Consider the following 26,099-nt stretch of genomic DNA (forward strand, 5'->3'; position numbering starts at 1 on the left):
AAAACAATAAATAAAAAATCTAAAATTCCTATGAGCCAAAAGTTCCATGCCCTTTTTATAGGTGTAGATGCCTATAATCCCGCCGTAACTTCCCTAAACGGTTGTGTGAATGATGCCCTTTCTATGTTTAAGTATTTAGCAAGGAATGTGGATCGCAATAAATTTCAGTTTGAGCCTAAGCTTTTACTGAGTCCTATAGAGAGTAAAAAGGAGGCGATTGCTACGGATTTGCAGCATTATCAGCAGGATTTTGCTCAGGTGGAAATGCCCAATCGGGACATTATTTTGTCTAGTTTGAAAAGCTATACGCAAAAGGTGCAGCCTGGCGATACTTTTTTTCTTTTTTATGCGGGACATGGTTCTACGGAAAAAGCGCATCCTTATTTTAAGGAGCCGACTGGGCAGTTGCAAACTTTGGTGGCGGCGGATTCTCGTTCTATTAAAGATGGAAAAAAGGTTAAGGATGTATTGGACAAGGAAATTCGCTTTTTGATTCGTCAAATTTGGGTGGCGGGCCAAGAAAAAGTAGATATTATCTTTGTGCAAGATAGTTGTCATTCTGCTGGAGCGACGCGCAGTGATCTGGAAAAGAAAATGAAGGAGCTTTCGGGCGTAATTAGCGGGGAAGAGCCTGTGAATGCGGCAGAAATGAGTTTTGAAGAAGATTTTGAGGCGCCCGATTTAGATTTTGGAGATGGAGGCATGGATCTTTTTGATGAACTTCAGGAGGAAGAGCAGCCCACAGAAAATAGCAGCGAAGAATTGTTGGTCCAAACTCGTATGGTGCCTGCAGAACCTGAGCAGTTAGGCCAATATCGCAAAGCGGAAGAAATGGACTTCTTTGATGAAGAAGCCCGCTCTGCCATGAAAGAAGCCGAGGAAAGCCCGACCGCCAGCCGAAGTTTAGGCCGTGGTAGCAGCCGTTCGGCAGCGCCTCAGGCTAGAGGCCAAAAGAAGCCCCCTTTTGAACTGGCTTATCCCGAAGGGAACCAGATTCATATGTCGGCCTGCGGAAAAGGCGAATACGCCTATGAAGTTCGGCATGCAGATGGCCAAAAAGGAGGAGTGTTTACGCACACTATAATTAAAATTCTCAGCAAATATCAGGGCGATATTTCTTATCACGATTTATTCAATCAAGCAAAATTGACGATTGATGGAGCTTTTGAGCAATCGCCTAGTTTATATGTAAAAGGTCCAGCTGGCCGCCGTTACGAACGTTTTTTGGGTGGACAAATGGCCCAGAAAGAGGGAGAAGTTAACCTCATTTATAAAAAAGAGAGTCAACAATGGCGGATCGATATGGGCGCCTTTTTGGGCCTGCCCGTTTTGCGTGAAGGGCAAGCTATTCCGCTAAAAGCTTATGATCCTGCTCGCCCCAATTTGGTTTTTGATGGTCGCATTACTTATGTGATGGCGGAAGCTGCAGTGGTCGAATTTGATCAAGCTCCTCCCATTTCAACAACTGGACTAAAAGCCTTTGTGGACCAAAAATACAGCAGCCAGCCTTTAGCTGTGCATTTGCCCCAAAGCAATCGCTATGAAGTAATGGTAAGCGATAGTTTGCGTCCGCATTTGACGGATAAGCAGGAAGAAGCCGCTTATGTTATTGAGCTGAAAAATGGCAATTTCCGTTTTTATCCCAAAGGACAAGCGCAAAGTTTCGTAGAGTTTGTCTACTATAAAAAGCCCGCTTTGCGCAGTTTAAATTTGGGTGATTATATTCAGCCACAAGAAAATGGCCCCAATCAAGATAGTCTTTGGACCAAATTGCATGTAGCTTGGCAACAAAATAAAACTCGATCCAGCGGACAGGCTTTCTTTAAAATCAATTTGGGCTCAGGCGATGGCTTTTTTCTGACAGAATCAGGCGATAGCATCCAAGTATCCGATCAACTGGATCTAGAAGACCTATGGCTGCCCGATGCTATGGAGGCCCAGCAACAAATTGCGCTCATGCTCTGGACCCTAGGCGAAAAAGCTTATTTGGAACCAGAAGCAGGTTTTGATAATGTCTTTAAACAGCAAATTGAGGCGAGTCTCGCCGCGAATTATTATAGCAAATTCATTAACTGGAATGCTGGGCCAGAAGCGCCCTATCAGGTCCGTATTTATGATGGCCGCTATTACATTTGCGATGGTCAAGCACCCGAAATTGTACTCACCAAAGGAACAGCAAACACCCTCGATAAATCAGCATTTAGTGTTTTGGCTCAATTGCGAAGTATTAGCCGCTGGGAACAGCTCAAAAAGCTCGAAAATCCACATCCAGGAGCCAAAAATATGCTGGCCGATTATCAGTTTAGCCTGAGCTTTAAGTTGCAAAAAAACTGGCATACTTTATATGTTCGCACTCAAGAGCAGGCGCCTTTCTACTATTGGGAAGATGCGCAGGGACGAAAGGTAGAAGAGTTAAAATTAAGCTATGTATTGGCGGAAGGTGGCTTCGAAAAAGAATTTTTGAGCAGCATGATTTTACGCCAACAATCGGCTTCTTCGGCTAGTCCAATCTTTGCTTCTACGCTCTTTTTGGGCTATGATTATTCGATCATTTGCAAAACGCCTTTGGGCAGCACCGAATTTGCCGCTTATGACGCTCAATCAGGGAGTAATAATCAGTTGCAAGTAGAAATTGGGGAGCTGAAAACCTATCCCCCCATTTTTGATAGCCGTCAATTGGCCACAACGCACAAAAAAGCAGAGGTGGTCTACAAGTTTTTGGTGGCCTACAAGCGCTTTGATCCCTCCAACTGGTTGCAAGAAGGCCTGCCTTTGCCCACAGATGAGGATTATGCAGCCGCTAGCTCGAAAACTCGGGCGGTTTTGGCCCGCAAAAAAGGCGATGGGGCCGCCGATCATTTAGTTTTCAGTCTTCCCATTCAACTTATGGCCCAAACGGACCTCATTAAAGAGCCGCTAGACCAACCATTTGAGGATCCCCGAAATCGATTCTAAAAAATAACAGAAGGGCAGCCGATGATTTGGCTAGCCCTTCTTTTTTTGATGGCTATTTTTTGGGGCCTCCGCAGCAAGCTGCGGCGCTACGTTTCGGGGCTCGCTGTTCGCTCGGCCCTGCGCGGGCTGCGCCCGCTTGGTCTGGCCTTCGGCCACCCCTGCACATCGCTAGGCCTGCGGGCCTTCGGCCCTGTACAACCTTTATTTTTTCTCTTGAAATCCTTCTTTTCCGCCAAAGAGGTAATGGCTATTTCTATCTTGCAAAATGGTTTTTTCTTCTGTGTCTAAATTCTCTTCATAAGATTGAAATTGATACTGCAAACCTTCCTCATCCAATTTTAGCTTGGCTTGGCTGCGGATAATGCTAGTAGGGGCATCTTTGTTACTGTATTCTCCAATATAAAGTAGGAGAGGGGGACCAAGGGGCTGCCCTTGCTCATCTTGCAATTGAAATTGCAAAAGCTCCGCCATTCCGCCTGGCTGAAACTCCGTTTGATAGCTAATCTGAACTTTTTCTGTTTCATTTTGCCAAAGGCGAGTTTCCCCTTCTTTGCTGGGCCAAGCTTGTTGGGCTAGCATTTTAGGTTCATCTTCTCCACTTTTATAGTTGTTTAGTTGCAGCGCTTTTGCTTTTGGTGCTTCGGCGGCTTGCTCTTGCTGTACAGCGGTTTTTTCTGTTGTTGGCGGAGAGGTTTTTAGCTCTTCTTCAGCTGCTTTTTGAACGGGCGTTGTTTGACAGGCGAAAAAAAGCAAAAAGACTGCGGGCAATAAGATTTTTTTCATGGGAAAAAGCTTTAAAAGGATAGAAAATATATCCCCCTAAACTAGTGATTTAATTTGATTTAGGGCCGATGAAAGGGGGCATTTTATATAGAGGAAATTAGATGAAAGCTATAAATTAAAGTTATCCTTTCTTTGAAAAGCAGCCGAAATCTTTTAGTTTTGGGCAACAACAATTGTATCAGACTTCTATTGCTAACCTAATACAACCAATTGTAATGAATCTACATGAATATCAGGCAAAATTGCTCCTTAACCGCTACGGTGTGCCTATCCAAAGAGGGGTGCTGATTGAGCAAAAAGAAGATGCCGAAAAAGCTTTCGCTCAGCTTCAAGAAGAAACTGGAACAGCTTGGGCTGTAGTTAAAGCACAAATTCACGCAGGTGGACGTGGCAAAGGCGGAGGAGTGAAATTGGCCAAAAACCTAGATGAGGTCAAAACTCATGTCGACAATATTCTAGGCATGATGCTAAAAACGCCTCAAACTCCAGGTGGCCTCGAAGGTCCTGGTAAATTGGTTCGTAAGGTACTACTAACAGAAGATGTGTATTACCCCGATCCCGAAACGGGCAAAATGGATACGAATGAATTTTACATGAGTATTTTGACCGACCGTGCCAAGGAGTGTAATGTGATTGTTTATTCTACGGAAGGTGGAATGGACATCGAAGAGGTAGCTGAAAAGACGCCTCATCTTGTACACAAAGAGTATGTACATCCTCATTTGGGCCTACAAGGTTTCCAAATGCGCCGCATTGCCTTTAACCTAGGCCTTAGTGGTGCTGCTTACAAGAGCATGACCAAATTTGTAAACAGCCTTTACGCTGCTTTCGTTGGTGCCGATGCTTCTTTGGTAGAGATCAACCCTTGTCTTAAAACTTCTGACAACAAAATCGTTGCGGCTGACTCTAAAGTATCTCTAGATGAGAACGCTTTGTACCGTCACAAAGATTTGGCAGAATGGAATGACGAAACAGAGGAAGATCCTACAGAAGTAGAAGCTAAAAAATATGGCCTTAATTTCGTTAAATTAGACGGAAACGTAGGTTGTATGGTAAACGGTGCTGGTTTGGCTATGGCTACTATGGACATCATTAAGCTTTCTGGTGGAGAGCCTGCTAACTTCCTTGATGTTGGAGGTACTGCTGATGCTCAGCGTGTAGAGAATGCTTTCCGCATTATCTTGCGTGATCCTGCTATCAAAGCTATCTTGATCAACGTATTTGGTGGTATCGTTCGCTGTGAGCGCATTGCTCAGGGTGTTGTAGATGCTTACAAAAATATCGGAGATATCAGTGTGCCTATCGTTGTTCGTCTTCAAGGAAATGGAGCCGACAAAGCTAAGGGAATCATTGATGAGTCTGGTCTAGCTGTTCACTCTGCAGTAACGCTTCAAGAAGCAGCTGACCTTGTGAACAAGGTAGTAGCTGGCTAATTTGATTTAGCTGAAACGAATCTAAAAAAGACTGCTGCTTTATTGCAGCGGTCTTTTTTTATTAGGGGCGGACTTGGTCCTATCCTTGCAAATAGTTAGTGAACTTATTCGGGCTAGCGTTATCTTAGGGCTGAATAAATTCAATATTATCAAGCACTCGTTAAACTTATCCTTCAATGAATTACCTAAAATTATCCCTATTTTTTTTAGCGCTCAGTTTACCCTTTTTGGCCTCGGCTGATCCTTGGGATTGTATGAGCAAAACAGAGGCAGAAGCCTTGAAAACCTATTTAGAGAAAAATCCCTTTATCTTAGATTATTGTGATTGTTGTGATGATATAGCTAGAGAGTACGATAATAAAAAGGTAAAAGGGTATTTGGTAGAGATCAAGAAAGTGGAAGTGGTGTCTTGTTCTTGGGATGAGGAGCGTTATTCGGTCCAAGTAACGGAGCATAAGGTTTGGAGCTCAGGTTATGTAGAGAGAGGAACCTTTGAGCCAGATGCTACAGTAGATCTAGCCGATTTTCCAGGAGCAGATGGCGCTTGGCCTGTAGCGGCCAATTATGCCTATACTTTGCAAAAGGGAAAGGCGGTAACTTTGTATAAGGTCAATGGAATGACAGAAGAAAAAACCGATTGTAGAGCGCCCTATAGTTTTCCGGCGCCCAAAGTTATAAAGATGGGTTGCTGGAAGAAGCGGAAATATCGCCGTTTTTATAAAAAGCGCAGAAAATAAGTTGAATACTCAGTAGAGCGATCTGCTGAGTATTTTTTTGGTCCGGCAGGGGCGAAGCCCCATGGCCGAAGGCCAAACGGCCTAGCGATGTGCAGGGGTGGCCGAAGGCCAGACCAAGCGGGCGCAGCCCGCGCAGGGCCGAGCGAACAGCGAGCCCCGAAACGTAGCGCCTGCCGCAGGCCGGAGGCCCCAAAAAAATCGAGAATAGTAAAAAAAATAACAGTTTTCATAAGCTTATTGGGGAAGAAAAGTCGTTAGAATAAATCCCCTAGTTTACACATATTCAAAACAGATGAAACAGATTTTCCCTAGTTTGGGCCTACTTTTTTTGGTCCTATTTAAATTGCAGGCGCAAGATAGCTTGCAGGTTTATAATTGGTCCGATTTGGCGGCAAAAGCATTTTTGGCCCAGCAGGCAGAAGATTATACCTTGATGAAAGTGTATGCCGATGCGGCCTACCTAAAAGGGAAGGCGGTTTTGCCCCCAGGCGACAGCAGTTTGGCGCGTTTACTTTATTATAAAGCCTATGTAATAGACTATGTTTTGGAAGATGCCGAGGGGGCTTTAGCCTTATATGAGCAGGCGGTAGATTGGCAGCTAGCTTCTGGGGCACCCGCCTACGATTTGGCCATGACCTTAATGGCGATGGGGGATTGTTATGATGTGGGATTGGGAGACCCTCAAAAGGCAAAAGCCTTCTATTCGCAAGCCTTAGAGAGTTTGAAGGCTGTGCGTGAAAAACATCTGGTTGACTATGCCTTATTGTTATTTTATTGTGGGAATGCAGAAGAACAGCTGGGGCATTTGGCCAAGGCAAAAGCATTTTATAAAATGGCATTGGGGTTTCAGAAAAATGGAAATCAGTTAGACTATAGCAACAGCTTAAATAGCTTGGCTAATTTAGCCAAAACAGAAGGGCGTTGGTTGGATGCCGAGGACTACTATTTAGAAAGTTTGGCTGTGGATGCGCGGGAATTGGGCAAAAAGCATCAGAATTACTCGGCTAGTTTGCTCAACTTGGCAGACCTTTATATGCGGATGCGGAGAATGGAGGAGGCGGAGCCCTTGCTTTTAGAGGCAGAGAAAATTGACCGAGAGGTATTGGGGCCTAAGGATTTGAACTATGGAGTGACCTTAATGGGCTTAGCTCGTTTTTATTCGACTACAGGAAAGGAGCGAAAGGGAAACGAATATTATCGGCAGGCACAGTCCATATTTATAGCAAATAATTGGACCATAACGGCCCAATATGCGGGTTTGCTGCTCTCTATGTCGGGAAATGCAGAAATTCAGGGAAATCATGCCGAAGCGATCAGTTTAAGCGATCAGGCGATAGCGATTTATCAGCAAATATATCCGGCTGATCATCATGTAATTACCAGCTGCATGATGCAAAAAGCCAATGTCTTGAGCAAGCAGGGCAAATATCAAAAAGCGCTGTCTGTGTATAGCCAAGCGGAAGAGCGATATCGCCAAGCTTTGGGGCCAAAGCATTATTATCGTTTAGCGGCTTTAAATCGAGAAGCCCTTATCTTTACTGCCCTAGGGCAGCCGAAAAAAGCGGTTCCGATTTTAAAAGAAGCCCTAATGGCCAATCGTTCGATTGCTTGGTCATTGGAAGCGGGGGCGGATTATTTGGATCAAATGCGGGCCCATGCTTTTCCGGCTAATAACTACCTAGAAGAATATCTGGCTAGCTTGGCCGTTTGGGTAGATCTTTTGGCCAGCAAAAAGGGGCAAAAGCAGCAACAACTAGCCATTGTTGATTTGGCCCTAGATTTATTAGAGAGCGAACGGGCCAATACCACTCAGTCCAATAACCAGCTCTTTTTTTTGAGAGAGACCGCTAGCTGGGTAGAAAGAGGCCTTTCTTTATTAGCTGAAGAAGAAGCAGATCAAGCCATTGATTTAATAGAGCGGACCAAGGCCGTTTTGCTTTTGCAGGCACAATCGGCTCCTGCTTTGCCCAAAGACTGGCAAGAGAGAAAAGATCAGTTGGAGCAAAAACAAGCTAACTTAAGAGGCGCCTATTTGAATGCCGGAGCAGAGCGGCAAGAGAAGCTGTTGACGCTCTTGAACCAGAGTAACCAGGAGCTAGAGCAATTTAGAAAAGAACTGCAGGCCAATTATCCAGACTTAGCGGCTAGTTATTACCAAACGGTCACACCCAAAGTAAAGGAATTACAGGCTGCTTTGGGGCCAAAGATGGCCCTACTCGATTACTTTATGGGGCAAGAAAAGCTCTACATTCTTTATCTAGACAAAGATAAGGGCCGCTTAATTAGTCGCTCTCTAAAAAATGGGCAGTTGACTAAAGAAGTGAACCAACTCTATAAGAACTTAAGCCAATATAAACCCCGCAAAAAAGAGGAGGCCCTAGCCTTAAAAGCTAGTTATATAGAGCTGGCCCAAACATTAGGGGAGGAGCTGCTCGGTTTTCTTCCCGCAGAACTTGAGCAACTGCTCATTTTGCCCGATGCCGAGCTCTCGTTTATTCCCTTTGGTCTGTTATTATCTGAACAACCAAAGACGGATAGCTACAGCGACTTGCCTTACTATCTCAAGGATTTGGCAATAAGCTATAATTACTCGGCGGCACTTTGGCTAGACAACAAAAATAGTAAGCAGAGAAAGAACAATGGGCTAATTTTAGGCCTTGCCGCTAGCTATCAAGGCAAAGCTGCCGAACAAAGAGCGCCCAAAGCCCAAAATTGGCGGGCTGTTTTGCAAGATTTGCCCGCTGCCAAAGAAGAAATTAAGCGCCTAAGTGACTACTACCGAGGGGAGTTTTTTATTGGAGAGCAGGCCACAGAATCACTATTTAAGGAAAAAGCAAGAGATTATGCCGTTTTGCATTTGGCCATGCACGGCCTATTAGATGAGCAAAACCCTAGTTTGTCGGCTCTAGCTTTTACGGAAGATAACGATAGCAGCGAAAATAACTTTTTGCAAGCTTACGAAATTGCTCAAATGGACCTGCAGGCCGATTTGGTGGTCCTTTCTGCCTGCCAAACAGGGCAGGGACGCTTTGAGCGAGGCAATGGAACAGCCTCTTTGGCCAGAGCATTTATGTATGCAGGCAGTCCCGCCTTGTTGGTCTCGCTTTGGCAGGTCAATGATCAATCAACGGCCTATATTATGCATCAATTTTATGCTCAGCTGGCCCAAGGAGCTAATAAGGCCGAAGCCCTGCAAAAGGCCAAACTTTCTTATCTTAAGGAACAAACAGAGGAGCTGGTCAAACACCCTAATCTCTGGTCGGCTTTTATTTTATTAGGCGATGAAAAAAGCTTGCTCATTAAGGCAAAAGAGAGCTCTTCGAATTATATTTTACTGGCCCTTCCACTGTTCCTTTTTGCCCTATTCGTATTATTAAGAAAACGAAAATAAGATGCTCAAAAAAATGCTACTTATTGGCCTAGGCTTAACGGCTCTAGCCTGTCAAACTCCCGAACAAAGCACTGTTTATGGCCCTAAACCCACTCAACTAGAAGGCCAATACCGCAGCCAAACAGGCGTAATGTCTAGTATTAGTTGCTATTGCTTTCAAGCTGGCGAATTAGTAGACGAAAGAGGCGAAAAAACTTACCTCTGCTGGGAAGGCGAAGAGGAAGCCCCCCGCTCTTGCGAAAATATTCGCGTGTGGGGCGAGTATACCAGCAAAACTAGAGAAGAAGATCCCAATTCGCCCTGTCCCGCTGGAGAAATGCGCTATTTCTCAGTCCAGAAATATGAATGCTATTAGGGGCCTCCGCTGCGGCTTCGCCTTGCGGCGCTACGTTTCGCAGCTCGCTATTCGCTCGGCCCTGCGGCGCAAGCGCCTTGGTCTGGCCTAACGGCCACTGCTGCACATCGCTAGGCCTGCGGCCCTAAGGGGCCTGTAAGACGCAAAAAAGTTTAGGAGTTACTTCTATGGGGAAGTAGCTCCTTTTTTGGCAAAAAATAGCTAGCTTAAACTGTTTTTTAAATAGCCGTTTAATTTTATGGACCTTTTTCTTCTACTGGCGCAATTGCTTTTATTTTTGGCTTTGCCCTATTTTTTGGCCAAACTCAATGCCTTTTTGGGCCTAGAAAAATACCTGAGCAATATTATTATTTGTTACGCTTTGGGTATGCTGCTCGGCAATGCGCAGCCATTAGTTTTGCCTGAGGCACTTGGAGTGCAAACTACAGAAACGGCCAAATTGATGGCCTTTGTGTCGGTACTTTTGGCTTTGCCTCTGTTGCTTATGACTTCTGATCTTCGAGCATGGCTGCGCTATTTGGGCCATTTGGGAAAAGTGTTTTTTATTATGTTGGGCTCTACCGTAATTTTGGCCCTTGCTTTTGCCTATGCTTTAGCCCATGGTCCATACGAAGAATTGCCAACCGTTTTGGGTATGTTTACAGGCGTTTATATTGGTGGAACGCCCAATATGGTGGCTATTTCTCAGGCCTTAAAGGCGCCAGATGGACTTTTTGTCTTGCTCAATGCCACAGATGTGCTTTGTTCGGGCCTTTATTTCTTGTTGCTTTTGAGTTTGGGCAACAGCCTGTTGGGCCGTTTGCTGCCTAAATTTCAGCCAAAAGGAGAGTTGGAAGAAGAAAAACTCTCTATCAGCCTAGAGCAATATAATGTCAAACAAATTATTTGGGCAACGGCTTTGGCCCTTTTGGTTTTGGGCATTTCTGTTTTGCCGGCCTTATATTGGCCCGATGCTCAGGGCGAAATCAATAGTAGTATTTTGTTATTATCGCTGAGTACGGGCAGTATATTATTGGCCGTTTTTGGTCCAAGCAAAGATTGGCGGGGCGTTTATCCCTTTGCCGATTATTTGTTGCTGGTCTTTGGATTGGGAGCGGGCTATTTGGCCAATTTTTCAGATTTGGCCCAAGATGGAGGAAGTTATTTGCTGCTCAATGCTAGTTTTTTGGGCTTGTTGTTGCTGCTGCAGCTTTTCTTGGCCTATATTTTCCGAATTGATCGAGATAGCTTTATGATTTGTTCTACGGCTACGGTCATGGGGCCTCCCTTTGTGGCCCAGGTTTCGAGTAGCTTGAAAAACAGGAGTTTATTGGCGCCAGCTATTGCTTTTTCACTTTTGGGCCTTGCGCTAGCGAACTATTTGGGGGTTTTGGTGGCTTATCTAGCAGAATTATTATAATTTAAAGGCGAACTTTGGGGATTGGAGCGAAGAAGGTCCAATTGGCCTAGCGATGTGCAGCAGTGGCCCGCAGGGCCAGACCCAGCCGCCTTTGGCGGCGCAGGGCCGAGCGATCAGCGAGCTGCGACAACAAGGCCTTTAGGCCGCAGTTCGACGACCAAAGGGAGTAAACGTAGCGCCGCAGCTTTGCTGCGGAGGCCCCAAAATAGCAGCGAGCTGCAGAACGACAACAAGAACTTTAGTTCGCCTTTCGACGACCAAGGGGAGTAACCGCCGCCTCATAATATTGACGGAGGCCCCAAAACACTAAAATTGCTTAAAATAAATAGAACATAAACTACAGTATACTATGTTTGGATTCTTTAGAAGAAAGAAAAAAAAGGAAGAGCCGCATTATGATCCTACGAATTTGCGGATTACGGACCTGCGCAAAGGTTGGTTTGTCGATTATGATTTTCAGACCTGGGAGGCCGTAGAAGAGTATGAATATGATTGGGGAAACCAGAATTTTTCCTATGAATTTTTGTTAGATAATGGCAGCGGAAAGCAGTTGTTTTTATCTATTGAGGAAGATGATGGCTTGAATTGCGTTATTTTTGAAAAGATGCGCTTTTCGACCTTGCCTCAGGCCGATGAGATTGAAAATGCCGTGAAAACGAATGGCAAACCTCCTCGTCAGTTGCAAGTGAATGGCATTCGCTATTATTTTGATGGGGAATATCCGGGCTTTTGGCGGAACATCAAAGATTCCGAATCTCAAGAATTTATGCTTTGGGATTATTGGGATGATAGTGATGAAAAATGCTTGAATATTGAGCAATGGGATGATAATACTTTTGAGGCGGCCTTGGGAACTTGGAAGCCCGAAAATGCTTTTAGTAACCTGACGCCTAGAGAACAGGCGTAAAACATACTTAAACTACAAAAATGAAAAAAACGATATTTTCCTTTTCGGCCTTTTTGTTATTGGCTTTGGCCCTAACAATGAGCAGTTGTGGAAGCTCTACTAACGAAAAATACATGCCTTTCCCCGCCGATAAGATTGCTCAATCTATGGATTCGGTCAAGAACTTTTCAATCATTCTTTATGATATGGATGTAAAGGATGGCAAGTATTACCACAAGTATAAAGTGATTGAGCAAACGGCCGCAATTCCCGAAGCGACTAGCTTAGACAGCACGGCTTTGGCGGATAGCACGACTAGTCCTGCTGATTTGGGCATTGTAGAAAAAACAACAGATTGGAAGGAGGTCAGCCCCTCTGATTTTGATTACCACTCTAGCAATATGGGCATGGAAATTATGTCGAAAAAGGAAGGCGATTTGACCAAGGTGGCAGCGCCTCCCGGCTATAGCCAATATGTGGGTAATTCTCGCTACGGCCAATGGAAAACCAACCCTAACACAGGCGATTCTTTCTGGGCGTTTTATGGCCGTTATATGTTCCTCAACAGCATGTTTAACTTGATGAGTCCTGTTCGTTATGGTGGATATAGCAGCTATTATGGAGGCTATTATGGTCGCCGTCCTTATTATGGTGCCGTAAATTCTTCAGGCAAATATAAGTATGGAACGGGTTCTGCGCATGCCGTAAAAAGCAATCCAAGTTTTGCTCAACGGATGCAAAGCAATTCGGCCCTTAAAAGTCGTGTAAATAATAGCATTACTCGAAGCAGTGCACGCGCAACAGGTGGCAAGCGAAGTGCAGTCAGCAGTTCGTCTAAGCGTTCACGCTCTTCATCTCGTTACAGCAGTGGCTCTTCTTCTCGCTCTCGCTCATCTAGCCGAGGCGGAAAGTAAGCCGCCTTTTAAGCAACTTATGCTTAAATAAAGTAGAATACTTGGCCGAAAACATTTTTGTTTTCGGCTTTTTTTTTGTGCCTTTGGTAAAAATTAAAAACTATGCGATTCCTATTTTCCCTAAGTCTTTTACTCAGCATTTTTGCCTGCACGCCAGGCACAGAAGGCTATAGCTGTGTGGGCGGCAACTGTATTCCTATTGCCGATAATGCCCAGTATAGCAGCTACGAACTTTGTATGCAATTGGGCTGCGTGCCCGATACCGTAGGCTATGTTTGTGATGGCCAAGCTTGCTTGCAAGTTCCACTAGACAGCGCCCAATATGGCAGTTTAGAAGCTTGCGAGCGCGCTTGTCGATAAGTACTTTTTGGGGCCTCCGCAGCAAAGCTGCGGCGCTACGTTTACTCCCTTTGGTCGTCGAACTGCGGCCTAAAGGCCTTGTTGTCGCAGCTCGCTGATCGCTCGGCCCTTCGCCGCTTTCAGCGGCTTGGTCTGGCCCTGCGGGCCACTGCTGCACATCGCTAGGCCAAGCTCGCTGCGCTCGCCTCTACATCCTTTTAGATGATTACTCAATACCAATTTATGCGTTATTTCCTCTTTTTGACTTGCCTGTTATTGGCAACAGTTCTAGAAGCACAAAAAGATTATCAAACTACCCAAGATATTTCGGCTAAAATTAAGAAGAAGTATCGTGAGGCTTTTTCTAGCTACAATGCCTTTAAATATGAAGAGGCGATTAAGCAGTTGGACAAAATTGAGAAAAAAGCCCCTCGTTTTGTCAATGCCTATTTATTGGAGGCAGATTGCTATTTGTTACTCAAAGAATGGGAAAAAGCCAAGGCTTGCTTTGAGCAAGCCTTGGAAATTGCACCAGACTATAAGCCCATTTCGCATTATCGTTTGGGCCAATTGGCCATGCAATCGGCTACTTATGTAGAGGCGGGGCAGCAATTGAGTTTGTTTTTAGAAAAAGCCCCGGCCAATGATCAACTTCGGCCCGCAGCAGAACGCTTATTGGCCGATGCACGTTTTCGGCCTCAAGCTATGGCTAATCCGGTTCCCTTCCAGCCTGAAAATATGGGCCCCAATATCAATAGCGCTAAAAGAGAATACTTTCCTAGCGTTACGGCCAATGAAAAAAAGATTGTCTTTAATGTATTGATTGGCCAAGGAAGAGATGCCCAAGAAGATCTTTATCAAAGTTTTAAGGTCAATGGAGAATGGACCAAAGCCAAACCTTTAGTAGAGGTCAATACGCCAGAAAATGAAGGGGCGCAAAGCATTTCGGCAGATGGACAGTATTTGGTCTTTACCGTTTGTAATCGACCAGGCGATTTTGGAAGCTGTGATTTGTATTATTGTGTTTGGGAAGGGCAGGGATGGAGCCGCCCCCAAAATATGGGGCCAAATATCAATACTGGAAATTGGGAGTCGCAACCCTCTCTTTCGGCCAATGCTCAAGCCCTCTATTTTACTCGTGGAGGGGCACGCAATCAGGGAGATAAGGATCTATGGGTGAGTTATCGCAATTTGGATGGAAGTTGGGGGACTCCTCAAGCTTTATCCGAACTCAATACGGATTATGATGAAAGTGCTCCCTGTATTCATCCTGATGGACAAACTCTTTATTTTAGCTCAGAAGGTTACCCTGGAATGGGCAAAAAGGATTTATTTATTAGCAGAAAGGGCCAAGATGGCAAATGGGGAAAGCCCTTAAATTTGGGCTATCCCATCAATACAGAGGGAATTGAGGAAGCTATTGTCGTTGGTCTCTCTGGAGAATTGGCCTATTTGGCTGCTGAAAGAGCTGGAGGTTATGGTTCTTTAGATCTTTATAGCTTTGAGCTGCCTGAAGCACTTCGACCAAAGGCAGTAACTTATTTAGAGGCCCATGTTTTTGATGCAGAGACAAAGGCTAATTTGCCTAATGCCTTGGTCTATTTGATTGACCTAGAGGCCCAAGATACTGTCTGTGCAATTCGAACAAATACTCAAGGGAAATTTTTACTTTGTTTGCCCCTAGGGCAAGACTATGCCTTACATGTTAAAGAAAAGGGCTACTTGTTTGCTTCAGAACATTTTGAGCTTTCAGCTGCCAATAGCCGTCAAACCCCTTATCAATTGCCTATGCCCTTGCAGGCATTAAAGGCTAACCCCACTGAAAAAGATAGTTTAGCACCTATTTTATTGAAAAATGTCTTTTTTGCGACGAATTCAGCTAGCTTGCAAGCCAGTTCTAGAGCAGAGCTAGAACAGCTAAGGAGTTTACTTTTAGAACAGCCGAAAATGCGTATTCGTCTACAAGGACATACGGATAATGAAGGAGATGAAGCCGATAACTTGCTCCTCTCTCAGCGTCGTGCAGAAGCAGTTCGTCAATATCTAATTGACCGGGGGATTGCCGCAGACCGTTTGGAAGCCAAAGGATTTGGAGAAAAACAACCTATTGCAGATAATGCCACTGTAGAAGGCAGACAGGCTAACCGCCGAACAGAGTTTTTACCTTTGAGGCAATAAAAAAGAAGGGCTATTCAAAGTAGAAAGTATAAAAAAAGATGAGATAGCCCTTGAACATACAAACATTATTACCTACCTTAGGATAAACTTAATATTTAGTACCCCATAAAACCCAAATTTAAATGCGAATTGAATTAACCTTTAAGGTTCTTAGACCAGGGCAAAAGCTTCCATTTTCTTATCAGTACAATTTAGCAGAATGGATTTATTACTGCTTGAGTCGTGGTAAGCGCAATTTTTCTAAATTCTTGTATTATGGCGCATATAGTCGCTCAAAACATGAGTTTAAACTCATGAGTTTTTCTCGTTTGTCGATTCCTCAAGATGGGCGTAAAATTTTTAAACGTCATTTAGAGGTTTGGGCCGATCAGGTTAAGTTGGAGTTGCGTTTTTTAGCTCGAGAAGAGGATCAAGAAGATATTATGATGGCTTTTGAACAGCGTCGCTTGCGTTTGGGAGATGGCCGAATGGGGATTGATTTAGAGGTGGTTAAAGTAGAAGAGCTGCAGATGCCACATATAGAAGATGGCGCAGCGCCTATGCGCACGCAAACGCCTTTGGTATTGAGTCGTATGGAGGAGCATCGAGGGAAAATGGTGCCGCAGTACCTACACCCTATGGACCAAGGGTATCAAAAAATATTGCTTGATCGTTTGATTGACAATTATCAATTGGCTTCTCCTCATGGGCTTTTAGCGCCAGCACAAGAACTTATCAATGGTCCAGAATTAAGCTTTAAGCTGCTTTCTAATAAAGAGGATATTAGCCGAAAGGGCACCGACTTACAACCACATAGTCGCCGATTTGCCGAAAGAGTTATTGGCTATCTATTTGATTTTGAGTTACAAGGGCCAGCAGAAATTTTGCGTTTAGCCTACTTAGGTGGTCTTGGAGCTAAAAATGCAATGGGGTTTGGTTGCGTCCGTTTTAACTATAAAGAATAGTCTAGAATTATATTTAGGAACTTAAATGTTCGGCCAATTTATCTTTGGTCGGACATTTTTTATTTGAGGATCATCCAAATAAAATAAAGGGCTTTGCTTTATTAAAAAAAAGAGAAGCCTACTATAAGATTTTTAATAACAGAGGAGATTTTTTAACTTTGGGCGCCCAAGAAGCTTTTGGGCCGAAAAAAAAATAAGTTAGCAACCACTGAACAGGTTTAAGTAAGCTTTACTTAAGGTCGTTCAACATAAACAGAAATCAGCAATGGCAAAAGTTGAGTTAATCATGCCCAAATTGGGGGAAAGTATCATTGAGGCTACAATCTTATCTTGGGAGAAAGAGGTAGGCGAAAGTGTAGAGCTAGACGAAAATGTCTTGACGATTGCCACCGATAAGGTGGATACAGAAGTCCCTTCTCCTGTAGAAGGCGTTTTGCTAGAGATTTTGCATCCTGATGGCGCAACTGTAGCGGTAGGTGCCCCAATTGCTATTATTGAAACAGAAGCTGAGGGCGTAGAAGCTTCTCCTGCTATAGCAGAAGCTCCTCAGGCAAAAGAAGAAACAACAACAGTACCTCAGTTAGAAACAGAGGTGGCAGCGGCTACAGATTTTAGTCAATCTGATCGCTTTTATTCGCCTTTGGTGAAAAGTATTGCTAAAGAAGAAGGTATTGCGCTAGAAGAGTTGGATAACATTAACGGAACAGGCCAAAATGGCCGAGTGACGAAGCATGATGTTTTGACTTATTTGGAAAATCGCCAAAAAGCGCCTCAAGCTGCAGCTCCTGTGAAGAAAGAAGCAGCTAAAGCGGTTGCCCCAGCCAATAATGGACAGCAAATGGCGGTACAGCAATTTAATTTGCCTCCCGTCGATACTTCTGGAAATGTAGAAATTATTGAAATGGACCGCATGCGTAAGCTTATCGCTGATCACATGGTGATGTCTAAGCATGTTTCTCCTCACGTTACTTCTTTTGTAGAAGTAGATGTAACGAATATCGTACAATGGCGCAAGAAAGCTAAAGCTGTTTATGCCGACAAGTACGGAGAGAAAATTACCTTTACGCCCATTTTTGTAGAAGCAGTAACAAAGGCTCTACAAGATTATCCTATGGTTAATGTAGCGGTAAAAGGAGACCAAATTGTACGCTATAAAGATATCAATATTGGAATGGCGGCTGCTTTGCCCACAGGAAACCTCATTGTTCCTGTAATCAAAAATGCCGATACCCTCAACTTAGTTGGTTTGACCAAAAAGGTAAATGATTTGGCCAATCGCGCTAGAGGAAATAAACTCAAGCCCGAAGAAATTAAAGGTGGCACCTTTACTTTGACCAATGTAGGAACTTTTGGTAATGTGATGGGAACTCCTATTATTAACCAACCTCAGGTGGCTATTTTGGCCGTGGGCGCAATTCGTAAGAAGCCTGCTGTTATTGAGACCCCTACTGGAGATACAATTGGTATTCGCCACATGATGTTTCTCTCTCTTTCTTATGACCACAGAGTTGTTGATGGTATGCTTGGCGGTTCTTTCCTTCGTCGTGTAGGAGATTATCTAGAAGCTTTTGACCTCAATAGAGACATCTAGTTTATAAGATGATAACTAAAAACGCCCGCTCTGAAAAGAGCGGGCGTTTTTGTTGGTGGCCGAAGCAGGAGGCTAAAAGTAAAAATAGCTGTTGTGCTGGCCTAGCGATGTGTAGCAGTGGCCCGCAGGGCCAGACCAAGCCGCTTTGCGGCGAAGGGCCGAGCGAACAGCGAGCTGCGAAACGTAGCGCCCGCCAAAGGCGGGAGGCCCCAAAAAAATAAAGGACTTAATTAAATTTTGGACCAAGATAGAGCCGAATGAGTCCTTGAGCAATTAAAATTTCGGCAACTAAGGCATTGAAGATCCAGCTGGCCCAAGCTTCAAAGACATAAATTTGAGGATAGCAGAGGTAGGGGAACTCTTCAGAAGGGCAGGGGATATCGTATTCATAGCGAAGGTAGCTGATGAGATAGCTGAATAAGCGCAGGCTGATGGCGGAAAGGCTAAAGGCGTAAGAGCGAATCATGAAAGCGGCATGAGCACGGAATTTTTTGGCTAATGCAAGGCGAAAAGCTTGGGCTGTGAGGGCCCACCAAAGCAAGGCTTGGCAAACAAAGGCAATCTGAGCCCAAAGTCCACCACTACCCGAAAAAGCCATGATGAGTCCCGAAGGAGCGGCCAAAAAAAGGAGCAAATAGCTATAATAGCGGCCAAAACGGCGGTGCCATTGAGGGAATTTTCGGAGGAAATAGGGCGAAAAAAGGGGGAGTCCCAAGGCCAAAACCAGACAACTGCTGCTGATATGCGTATAAAAAGCCGACATATAAAAGGCATCTTGGGTAAGATAATCTTCTTTGTTGGCCAAAAAATCAATATCGGTAGGGAAGGGGGGGAGCAGGTAGGGCAGGGCAATTTGCAACATGATGAGTACAAAAAGGACGCCCAATAAGAGTAGGATGTAGCCCGTGAATTGGGCTGTTTTTTTAGGGAGTAGATTTGACATAGGCCTTAGACTTCATCGGGAAAATGCCGCTCTAACCAGTCGGGATATTCGGGACTATTGGGGAGCGGTGCAATCTGAATACTAGGAAGTTTTTTTTCGCTAGGGGCTTGTAAAAGCCAAAGTAAACCAGAGTACCGCTTGCGCATTCTTTGATTGCGCACGGCAATTTGTAGGGCTTTTTTGCTACCAATAAGGACAACTAAACGTTTGCCACGGGTGATCGCGGTATAAAGTAGGTTGCGAAAAAGTAGACTATATTGCGATTCGTGCACGGGCATAACAATACATGGAGCTTCGCTACCTTGGTATTTATGTACACTAACGGCATAGGCCAAGTCCATATTTTGGAGGTCTTGATATTGGTATTCGATCATGACTTTGCCGTCCATTTCTACGATAAAGGTTTTATCCATGGGGCTGATCTTTCGGATATAGCCAATATCGCCATTGTAGACGCCTTTTTCGTAGTCATTTTTGAGCTGCATGACTTTATCGCCCAAATAAAAAACCTGTTCCCCCCTTTCAATCTTGTCCTTTTTGGGGCCAGAGGGATTTAGGGCTTTTTGTAGGCTTTTATTGAGTGCTCTGGTGCCTAAATCGCCTTTATGAATGGGACAAAGCAATTGAATATCCTTTTTTGCATCAAAATTATAGCGTTTGGGGAGCCGTTTGGCCATCAATTCAGGAATCATTTGGGCCGCATCCGCTGCATCGGATTTGGGAATGAAGAAAAAATCGGCATCGGCTTCTGTTTGGATATCGGGAAAAATACCCTGATTGATTTTGTGCGCATTGCGTACAATTTTCGAATTGGCCGCCTGTCTAAAAATTTCTTTGAGGCGGGTAACTTCCAATTTATCAGAGCCCATCAAGTCATCTAAAACATTGCCTGGCCCAACGCTAGGAAGTTGGTCGACATCCCCCACCAAAATCAGTTTGCAATGATTGGGGAGGGCGTAGAGCAAAATCGCCATGAGTGTTGTGTCAATCATACTGGCCTCATCAACAATCAATACATCGCAGTCGAGCTGCTCCATATTTCGAATATGCTGATTGTAATAGCCCCCAATGCTAATCGATAACAAAGAGTGGATGGTGCTGGCTTCCTTGCCCGTCACTTCGGCCAATCGCTTGGCGGCTCGGCCTGTGGGAGCGGCTAAAAAAATAGTATCGCTATGTCGGCTCAGAATATTGAGAATGAGTTTGGTAATCGTACTTTTTCCCGTTCCAGGTCCCCCCGTGATGATATGCAATTTTTGACTAAGACTGCGACGAACGGCTTCCAGCTGTTCTGGCGCCAATTCAATAGCGGTATTTTTTTGGGCCAATTCCAGTTCCGCTTCAATATCAATATCTTCGGCCCAAGTCTGGGGATGTTTATTGAGGCGATCGAGTTGATCAATAATGTCTTTTTCCTGATAATACAGGCTTTTGCTCCAAATTAAGCGCTCATCTTGGCCCTTGCCCTCATCCCAAAAACGCTCGATAAACACCTCTTTATTTTCTTTGAGTTGTGCCAATGGTCCCTGCAACTGCTCTTGTCCAAGGGCCAACATCTGTCCGCCTTCTTGCAAAAAACTTTGAAGCGGATAACAACTGTGCCCCTGCCCGGCCAACTCTTGCAAAAGATAGAGCAAGGCAGCCGAAACTCGTTTGGGATCTTCCTGTTGCAAGCCCATTTTTTGAGCCATTTCATCGGCTTTCTTAAAGCCAATACCTTCTATATCATTGGCCAGACAATAAGGGTTTTGCTTGATCTTCGCAATACTTTCCGAGCCATATTTTCGATAAATCTTTTGGGCAAAAGCAGGCGAAATTCCATTTTGTTGCAAGAAAATAATGAGGCTGCGGGCCTTTTGTTGCTCTTGCCAAGAACTAATAATAAGGTCCAGTTTATTTTGGCTAATTCCTCTAACTTCCAACAATTCTTCAGGAGAATTTTCAATAATATCTAGGGTGTCTTTCCCAAAATGATCTACAATGCGCTTGGCAAAGGCTGGCCCAATTCCCCGAATTTGCCCCGAGCTCAAATAACGCTCAATATCTTCTGGACTACTCGGAAGCTGCTGCTCAAATTGCTCTACCTGAAATTGCTTGCCATGCCGCTTGCTATTTACCCAATAGCCCTGACAAATCAACTTTTCGCCCTTTTCTACCCCCAAAAGACTACCCACTACTACGGTTTGCTTTCCCCCATCAGCAGGCTGAAAACGAGCCACTGTATAGCCATTTTCTTCATTTCGGTAGATAATATGCGTCAGTTGCCCTTTTAGGCGCTGGCTAATAGCGTCCATATTTTGATCTTTAGTTTTTGTAGAACAATAACGTTCCTAAAGTACAACCTTTTAAGAAGATTGTCAAATAATAAGATAGACCAGCCTTTTTTGGTTTAAAGTAAAGGTTTTAGAAGGTGTTTTTGGGGCCCGCGGCCGGCTCGGCTTTGCCTCGGTCGGCCGCCGCTATGCTGCGCCGCTCGCAGGTCTGCTCGGCCCTGCGTTTTTTCGCTACGCTCAAAAAACTTGGTCTGGCCTGCGGCCACGGCTGCGCAGCGCTGGGCCTGCACAGCCATTTTTTCCAATTTTGGGCTATTTTCTTCGCCCCTAATTTTTTTTCAAAAAATAGTATACTCAAAATCAATTAGTTGCTTCCCTTGGCCGATAAAGTGAGAAAAATAGGTTTGGAAAAACCAAAAGGAGAACCTATATTTGTGTCGTTCCCGAAAGGGATAATCAACTTGGTCTGGTAGTTCAGTTGGTTAGAATACCTGCCTGTCACGCAGGGGGTCGCGGGTTCGAGTCCCGTCCAGACCGCTAAGCACGCTTAAAGCGTGCTTTTTTTTTGCCCAATTTTAGGCTGTCTGCTCTGCTTTCAACACAACAAAAAAAGAGCGAGCAACTTAGTTGCTCGCTCTTTTTTTATATAACTTCAGATCAAACTAATGACCATTTTTCTTTTTCAATTCTACTAACCACTTAAAGGCCTCTTCTTCATTGGTAAACAAACGAATAGGATGAGAGATTTTATTGAGGCTCAGCATAAAGTTGCCCAAAATTTTAGAGGCACCATTGTTAATTAGGCCAGCACCACCATAAATATTTAAGCGAGGATCTTTATCACCAGAGATTCTTCGCGATTCCTTAGATTGTCCTCTTAAGCCACGCATATCGGCCAAGAAGTATAAAGGCTGACTTCCCTGAAGCTTATATACGCCTTCAATCCATTCTCGAGAATCATCTGCTTCTAGAAAAGCACCAGATCCTACTCGTTGGACCAAAATGCCAGTTTCCTCATCTTGGTAAAGCAAACTCTTTTTTAATCGTATTTCTTTTCTCATAACTTCTGTTCTCATAGTGTGTAAGTTGGTCAATTTCTACTCGGAAAACGAAGATAAGGAATCATGTCACTATTTTATTAGGAATAAATCTAATTTTAATTAGGCATTATACCTATTTTTAGTTAAGTGATTGTAATACAGGACTTTAAAAGTTAACTTATGTTAAGTTTTTTTAATGTTGTTACACTAAAATACTTTGACTAAGCAGAACAATGCGTACTATTGCTCCCCAAGACCCTAATCTTTAATAAATTCTAGCTCTCGCTTTTTTCTGTTATTGTAACGAATTTCTAGTACGTAACGTCCTTTGGGCAAGTCAGATAAGTCTTCCAGAATTAGCAATTCATTGGCACTTAGTCCTGCTTTTAACTCTAGTTTGACCTGCCGCTGTTGGTTGTAAATCCGTATCCGAGCCGATTTCATGTTTTTGCCCAAACGACCAAAACGCAAGTTCAGTTCTTTTTGTACCGGATTGGGATAAATAGCCAACTGCCCCCCCTCTTTGGTCTTCCAACCTCGAACAAAGACTACCTCAGAATAGGCCTCTTGTCCATGATTAGACAATTGCCGAAACCGATAATAACTATTGCCATCAAAAGCATTGACATCAGTAAATCGGTAGTTGGTGGGAGCTTCGCTATTTCCAAAACCAGGAATAAAGCCTACCGCATGAAATTCCTCATTCCCTTCTAATCGACGTTCTACCACAAACCCTTTGTTTTCGGTCTCCCTAGGCGTGGTCCAACGCAATTCTACTTCTTTAATGTTTTTTCGCTTGGCCCGAAAAGCGACTAACTCTAGTTTCTGAAAAGCAAAGTTCAAGTATTTGAGCAAAAGAGCCGTAGAGACCAAGCCCTTGTTCTCAAATATTCGCTCCCCCTTACTCGGATCCGCATCAAAACGGGCCTCAAAGGAAGCCCCCAAATAAATGCTGTTTTTATTACTCACAACTAAGGCCTTGGTCCGATCATTCCCACTCCCATCCAATGCTTTGGCCCAATTGACTCGCGCATTTTGACCCTCTACTTCCATCAAGAAAATATCTGACTTTAAGAGGTTGCTGGTCTTTAATTGTATGCTGTCAGAACAAGGCATATTTCCCTGAAAATAACCCGTCAAAATGATTTGTTGACTATCTGCCAATGCCATGGCCGTAATTCTACTCTTCAATTCTCCCCCCCAAGTCTTCGCCCACCTCAAATCACCCGCTTTACTATAATGAACCAAAAAAGCATCCCGCTGCCCCCGCGCACTATAGGTCCTGGTTCCAAAAGCCGCCGTGCCCTCAAAACTACCCGCCAAATATACCCCCTGATTGGGCATATATAACAAATCTCCCAACTGCTCTTCCGAACGCCCCCCCAATAGCCGCGCCCAACGAAAATCCCCCACTCGATCTAAGGCCAAGAGGGCCAAATCTTGCTCGCCCGCAGACCGCAATAACTGATTCTGCCGATGCCCTAACTTTAATTGCCCCTCAAAAGCTAACCCCAAATAAATCTGCCCCTGCCCATCGATGGCTAAACGCCCCTTGGCTGGCGCCAAACAATCATAGGACTTAAACCACTGTAGCTGCCCAGTCTCTACCGAAATAGAGACCAATAAAAAACCAGCCCGATCCAATAAGGTCTGCCCCGAAAAACGCAAACGATCCCCCCGATGACTAAGCAATACTAATAATTGCCCCCCCTGCTGCTCTTTGAGCGCAACCACCTCTACCTCTCCCGAACTCTTCCACTCCTGAGCCCAAACTAAAGCTCCCAAACTATCCAATTTGAGCAAAAATGCATCCTGCTTGCCCTCTGCCTGCCAACACAGACTATCATTCAAACAGAAGTCGGCCCCAAAACTTCCTCCCAAAAAACTTTCTCCCGCCGCCGTCTGACATAAAGCCTCTGCTTTATCCGCTCCCAGCCCTCCAAATTGCCTAAACCAACGCAAACGCCCCAAAGAATCATACTGACTGATGAGGATATCTCCCCAACGTCCCTTGCTTTTGAGCAAGCTGTCTTTGTTGACCGATAACGCCCCCTCAAAATAAACCGCAGTCAATATTTCTCCCGCCGCATTGGGATAGAGCGCCTCTATTCTCGATAAGGAGGCATCATAACGATAACCCATGGCAAAAGCAAAGTCATAGGCCAAACTATGCGCCTGATAATGCGCCACAAATAAGGTCTGTATGGCATTGCTATTCAATAAGGCTTGCCTAGGCGAAGGATCAAAGTCCGCCGCCCCCTCAAAACTACCCGTCAAAAAGACTTGCCCCTCCAAATTGAGCTTCATGGCCTGCACTTCCTCATATAAAGGCCCCCCAAAAGCTTGCATCCGCTTGAAATTGCCCTCAAAACTATATTGGGCAATAAATAAATCCGATTGCTCCCCCTGCGCCCTCACTTGCTGCTCATCTATAGCCACCTGATCCGAAAAACGACCCGCTATCCCCAATAGCTTTCGGCCCACAATCTCTATACATTGCCCCCGATCTTCTCCCTTTCCACCCCAACGCTTTATCCAATTGACCCGCCCCTGACGATGAAATTGGGCTAGAAAAACATCCGATTCTCCCGCAGATTTTAAACCTGCTAACTCTCCCCGAAAACTCCCCGTCATAAAGGCTTCTCCTACCGAATTTACCACGATATCACTTAACTCCATGCCCTCGGTCGCCGCTAAGGTTTCTTTCCATAATAACTCCCCCAAAGGCGAGTACTTGAGCAAAAGCGCTGCCCCCGTCACTGGCGCCTGCAAGCTATCCAAACTAAAATCATCATAAATGAAGCTGCCCCTGGCCGTGGCCGCCAAATATAATTCCCCCAAACTACTGACCGATAGGGCCGTACTCAAATCCGCCCCCTTACTCCCCAAGGTCCGCAACCAACGCCAATCCGAAAACTCCTCCAATTGTCCCACAAATATATCCGACTCCCCAAAGGCCGGCCGCTCCTTCCCAAAGGCCTTAAATTCCTCCTTAAATTCCCCCGTAATATAGATGCTGTTATTGAAGGACTTGATGTCTAAACCCTGATCACTGCCCTTGCCCCCAAAAGATATCGCCGATAAGGCCTCCCCCTCTGCCGAAATCCGCAAAATGAACACATCTTCTTCCCCCGCACTCAATAAATAGTCGCTGTCCGACCAATATAAGGTGTCAGAAAAATAACCCGTGACCATCAACTCGCCCTGCGCATTCAAATCTATGGCCTGAGCCGCATCATTCCCATGACTGCCCAAAGGCAATACCCACTGAAAATCCCCCCGACGGTTATATTTGGCCACAAATAAATCATTTTTCCCCTTGGCCTTCCGCAAAGCCTGACTATCCACCGCTGGATTGAAATCTATGCTCCCATTAAAATAACCCAATAAATATAGCTCTCCCGCTGGCCCCAAATAGAGATCCAAACCCTCTGCCTGCCCCCCATATTGGGTCTGGCTAGATAACATCTGCCCCCAAGCAAAGCTAGGTCGCTCTTGCGCTTGCAACATTAAACTAATAAACAAAAGGAGGGTCGTAAGGAGAAGCGAATAATAGCGCATGAAGTTCTTTGTATAGTACTCGTCAAATACATTCAATAAGCAGCCGCTCAAAGGATCTAAAGGACCGCCCCAAATGCATTTATATAAAAAAGGATCTTTGCTTTCTACGGACTTTATAGGAGCAAAATAAGATAACTGCCCCAAAGATAAGCAAGTTGCCCAATTTGTTGGCCTTCCACTTTGACCCTAGGCGCAAATAGAACGGAATTGATAAGTCTTTATTTTTTTTGGGGCCTCCCTTCGCCCTTTCGGGCTCAGGGCGCTACGTTGCGGGGCTCGCTATTACTTGCTTCGCTGCGTCGGCTCCCGTTGGTCGGGTCGCTCGGCCCTGCGGCGGCTGCGCCGCCTTGGTCTGGCCTTCGGCCACCCCTCCACAT

17 protein-coding genes and 1 tRNA gene are annotated in these 26,099 nt (G+C 44.8%); 13 read left to right on the forward strand and 5 right to left on the reverse strand.

Annotation, left to right across the window (positions count from 1 at the left end; all coding sequences use genetic code 11):
- The first annotated feature begins 30 nt into the window (after positions 1 to 30).
- The gene (locus tag PPO43_RS14205; protein ID WP_272618915.1) at positions 31 to 2,955 is read left to right on the forward strand and encodes a caspase family protein; all 2,925 of its coding nucleotides are present in this window, start codon (positions 31 to 33) and stop codon (positions 2,953 to 2,955) included.
- A 201-nt stretch (positions 2,956 to 3,156) separates the two neighbouring features.
- Here PPO43_RS14205 and PPO43_RS14210 read toward each other — a convergent pair whose 3' ends face one another.
- On the reverse strand, positions 3,157 to 3,738 hold the full coding sequence (locus tag PPO43_RS14210) for a hypothetical protein (RefSeq protein WP_272618918.1): 582 nt from the start codon (positions 3,736 to 3,738) through the stop codon (positions 3,157 to 3,159).
- Positions 3,739 to 3,953: 215 nt separating this feature from the next.
- On the opposite strand from PPO43_RS14210, the gene sucC reads away from it, so the two are divergent.
- From sucC to PPO43_RS14265, 11 genes are all read left to right on the forward strand, one after another.
- Positions 3,954 to 5,171 carry an ADP-forming succinate--CoA ligase subunit beta gene (gene sucC / locus PPO43_RS14215; protein WP_272618920.1) on the forward strand — a complete coding sequence of 406 codons (1,218 nt, stop codon included), beginning with the start codon at positions 3,954 to 3,956 and terminating at the stop codon, positions 5,169 to 5,171.
- Between the two features lie 176 nt (positions 5,172 to 5,347).
- Positions 5,348 to 5,908 carry a hypothetical protein gene (locus PPO43_RS14220; RefSeq protein WP_272618922.1) on the forward strand — a complete coding sequence of 187 codons (561 nt, stop codon included), beginning with the start codon at positions 5,348 to 5,350 and terminating at the stop codon, positions 5,906 to 5,908.
- Between the two features lie 292 nt (positions 5,909 to 6,200).
- Positions 6,201 to 9,299, forward strand: coding sequence for a CHAT domain-containing protein (locus PPO43_RS14225; RefSeq protein ID WP_272618924.1), 3,099 nt, complete (start codon positions 6,201 to 6,203; stop codon positions 9,297 to 9,299).
- Position 9,300: 1 nt separating this feature from the next.
- On the forward strand, positions 9,301 to 9,654 hold the full coding sequence (locus PPO43_RS14230; protein WP_272618926.1) for a hypothetical protein: 354 nt from the start codon (positions 9,301 to 9,303) through the stop codon (positions 9,652 to 9,654).
- A gap of 238 nt (positions 9,655 to 9,892) precedes the next feature.
- Positions 9,893 to 11,053, forward strand: a complete 1,161-nt coding sequence (locus PPO43_RS14235) for a DUF819 family protein (RefSeq protein ID WP_272618928.1) — start codon at positions 9,893 to 9,895, stop codon at positions 11,051 to 11,053.
- A 349-nt stretch (positions 11,054 to 11,402) separates the two neighbouring features.
- Complete coding sequence (locus tag PPO43_RS14240; RefSeq protein WP_272618929.1) at positions 11,403 to 11,960, forward strand: DUF4178 domain-containing protein; 558 nt, start codon at positions 11,403 to 11,405, stop codon at positions 11,958 to 11,960.
- A 20-nt stretch (positions 11,961 to 11,980) separates the two neighbouring features.
- On the forward strand, positions 11,981 to 12,853 hold the full coding sequence (locus PPO43_RS14245; RefSeq protein ID WP_272618931.1) for a hypothetical protein: 873 nt from the start codon (positions 11,981 to 11,983) through the stop codon (positions 12,851 to 12,853).
- Positions 12,854 to 12,955: 102 nt separating this feature from the next.
- Positions 12,956 to 13,213 (forward strand): hypothetical protein, encoded by a 258-nt coding sequence (locus PPO43_RS14250; protein ID WP_272618933.1) that lies wholly within the window; start codon positions 12,956 to 12,958, stop codon positions 13,211 to 13,213.
- Positions 13,214 to 13,414: 201 nt separating this feature from the next.
- Complete coding sequence (locus PPO43_RS14255; RefSeq protein ID WP_272618935.1) at positions 13,415 to 15,370, forward strand: OmpA family protein; 1,956 nt, start codon at positions 13,415 to 13,417, stop codon at positions 15,368 to 15,370.
- Positions 15,371 to 15,492: 122 nt separating this feature from the next.
- On the forward strand, positions 15,493 to 16,314 hold the full coding sequence (cas6, locus tag PPO43_RS14260; RefSeq protein WP_272618937.1) for a CRISPR-associated endoribonuclease Cas6: 822 nt from the start codon (positions 15,493 to 15,495) through the stop codon (positions 16,312 to 16,314).
- 265 nt (positions 16,315 to 16,579) lie between these two features.
- Positions 16,580 to 17,905, forward strand: a complete 1,326-nt coding sequence (locus PPO43_RS14265) for a dihydrolipoamide acetyltransferase family protein (RefSeq protein ID WP_272618939.1) — start codon at positions 16,580 to 16,582, stop codon at positions 17,903 to 17,905.
- A gap of 226 nt (positions 17,906 to 18,131) precedes the next feature.
- Here PPO43_RS14265 and PPO43_RS14270 read toward each other — a convergent pair whose 3' ends face one another.
- Entirely contained in the window at positions 18,132 to 18,848 is a 717-nt protein-coding gene (locus PPO43_RS14270; RefSeq protein WP_272618941.1) for a DUF2306 domain-containing protein, read from the reverse strand.
- A gap of 5 nt (positions 18,849 to 18,853) precedes the next feature.
- Positions 18,854 to 21,142, reverse strand: coding sequence for an SF1B family DNA helicase RecD2 (recD2, locus tag PPO43_RS14275; protein ID WP_272618943.1), 2,289 nt, complete (start codon positions 21,140 to 21,142; stop codon positions 18,854 to 18,856).
- Between the two features lie 442 nt (positions 21,143 to 21,584).
- Between recD2 and PPO43_RS14280 the strand changes: the two genes are divergently transcribed.
- Positions 21,585 to 21,658: transfer RNA gene (locus tag PPO43_RS14280), tRNA-Asp, on the forward strand.
- Between the two features lie 125 nt (positions 21,659 to 21,783).
- Here PPO43_RS14280 and PPO43_RS14285 read toward each other — a convergent pair.
- Both PPO43_RS14285 and PPO43_RS14290 read right to left on the reverse strand, forming a co-directional pair.
- Complete coding sequence (locus PPO43_RS14285; protein WP_272618945.1) at positions 21,784 to 22,197, reverse strand: DUF7793 family protein; 414 nt, start codon at positions 22,195 to 22,197, stop codon at positions 21,784 to 21,786.
- Between the two features lie 222 nt (positions 22,198 to 22,419).
- Complete coding sequence (locus tag PPO43_RS14290) at positions 22,420 to 25,722, reverse strand: T9SS type A sorting domain-containing protein (RefSeq protein WP_272618947.1); 3,303 nt, start codon at positions 25,720 to 25,722, stop codon at positions 22,420 to 22,422.
- Positions 25,723 to 26,099: the final 377 nt, after the last annotated feature.

Origin of the sequence: Saprospira sp. CCB-QB6, from assembly GCF_028464065.1 — a bacterium.
Taxonomy (GTDB): domain Bacteria; phylum Bacteroidota; class Bacteroidia; order Chitinophagales; family Saprospiraceae; genus Saprospira.

What these genes read in the sequence shown, in the direction of transcription:
- PPO43_RS14205 (WP_272618915.1), top strand. Translation starts at nt 31, where the DNA reads ATGAGCCAAAAGTTCCATGCCCTTTTTATAGGTGTAGATGCCTATAAT.
- PPO43_RS14210 (WP_272618918.1), bottom strand. Translation starts at nt 3,738, where the DNA reads ATGAAAAAAATCTTATTGCCCGCAGTCTTTTTGCTTTTTTTCGCCTGT.
- sucC (WP_272618920.1), top strand. Translation starts at nt 3,954, where the DNA reads ATGAATCTACATGAATATCAGGCAAAATTGCTCCTTAACCGCTACGGT.
- PPO43_RS14220 (WP_272618922.1), top strand. Translation starts at nt 5,348, where the DNA reads ATGAATTACCTAAAATTATCCCTATTTTTTTTAGCGCTCAGTTTACCC.
- PPO43_RS14225 (WP_272618924.1), top strand. Translation starts at nt 6,201, where the DNA reads ATGAAACAGATTTTCCCTAGTTTGGGCCTACTTTTTTTGGTCCTATTT.
- PPO43_RS14230 (WP_272618926.1), top strand. Translation starts at nt 9,301, where the DNA reads ATGCTCAAAAAAATGCTACTTATTGGCCTAGGCTTAACGGCTCTAGCC.
- PPO43_RS14235 (WP_272618928.1), top strand. Translation starts at nt 9,893, where the DNA reads ATGGACCTTTTTCTTCTACTGGCGCAATTGCTTTTATTTTTGGCTTTG.
- PPO43_RS14240 (WP_272618929.1), top strand. Translation starts at nt 11,403, where the DNA reads ATGTTTGGATTCTTTAGAAGAAAGAAAAAAAAGGAAGAGCCGCATTAT.
- PPO43_RS14245 (WP_272618931.1), top strand. Translation starts at nt 11,981, where the DNA reads ATGAAAAAAACGATATTTTCCTTTTCGGCCTTTTTGTTATTGGCTTTG.
- PPO43_RS14250 (WP_272618933.1), top strand. Translation starts at nt 12,956, where the DNA reads ATGCGATTCCTATTTTCCCTAAGTCTTTTACTCAGCATTTTTGCCTGC.
- PPO43_RS14255 (WP_272618935.1), top strand. Translation starts at nt 13,415, where the DNA reads ATGATTACTCAATACCAATTTATGCGTTATTTCCTCTTTTTGACTTGC.
- cas6 (WP_272618937.1), top strand. Translation starts at nt 15,493, where the DNA reads ATGCGAATTGAATTAACCTTTAAGGTTCTTAGACCAGGGCAAAAGCTT.
- PPO43_RS14265 (WP_272618939.1), top strand. Translation starts at nt 16,580, where the DNA reads ATGGCAAAAGTTGAGTTAATCATGCCCAAATTGGGGGAAAGTATCATT.
- PPO43_RS14270 (WP_272618941.1), bottom strand. Translation starts at nt 18,848, where the DNA reads ATGTCAAATCTACTCCCTAAAAAAACAGCCCAATTCACGGGCTACATC.
- recD2 (WP_272618943.1), bottom strand. Translation starts at nt 21,142, where the DNA reads ATGGACGCTATTAGCCAGCGCCTAAAAGGGCAACTGACGCATATTATC.
- PPO43_RS14285 (WP_272618945.1), bottom strand. Translation starts at nt 22,197, where the DNA reads ATGAGAACAGAAGTTATGAGAAAAGAAATACGATTAAAAAAGAGTTTG.
- PPO43_RS14290 (WP_272618947.1), bottom strand. Translation starts at nt 25,722, where the DNA reads ATGCGCTATTATTCGCTTCTCCTTACGACCCTCCTTTTGTTTATTAGT.